The organism is Desulfovibrio sp. (assembly GCF_018379785.1).
Taxonomy (GTDB): Bacteria; Desulfobacterota; Desulfovibrionia; order Desulfovibrionales; family Desulfovibrionaceae; genus Desulfovibrio.
In genome coordinates this window covers 1-665 of the sequence record NZ_JAGZUV010000032.1, presented here as the reverse complement: position 1 = coordinate 665, position 665 = coordinate 1, and positions in this window count along the sequence as shown.

The window sequence follows — 665 nt, the reverse complement described above, 5'->3', positions numbered from 1 at the left end:
CTGATGCCGACGCCGATGCAGATGCGGATGCCGACGCAGATGCGGATGCCGACGCCGATTCGGATGCAGACGCCGACGCCGACGCAGACGCTGATGCGGATGCAGACGCCGATGCTGATGCCGACGCAGATGCCGACGCCGATGCAGATGCGGATGCCGACGCAGATGCGGATGCCGACGCCGATTCGGATGCAGACGCCGACGCCGACGCTGATGCGGATGCAGACGCCGACGCCGATGCGGACGCGGACGCCGACGCGGATGCCGACGCAGATGCCGATTCAGATTCAGATGCGGATGCAGACGCTGATGCCGACGCGGATGCTGACGCCGATTCGGATGCAGATGCCGACGCCGATGCGGACGCTGATGCTGACGCCGATGCAGATGCTGATGCCGATGCCGATGCAGACGCCGACGCAGATGCTGACGCCGATGCGGATGCTGATGCTGACGCCGATGCTGATGCCGACGCCGATGCGGATGCAGACGCGGACGCTGATTCGGACGCGGACGCGGACGCTGATGCAGATGCGGACGCTGATGCCGATGCCGATGCAGATGCGGACGCGGATGCGGATGCTGACGCCGATGCGGACGCTGACGCGGATGCAGATGCCGATTCAGATGCTGACGCTGATTCGGATGCTGACGCAGACGCCGAC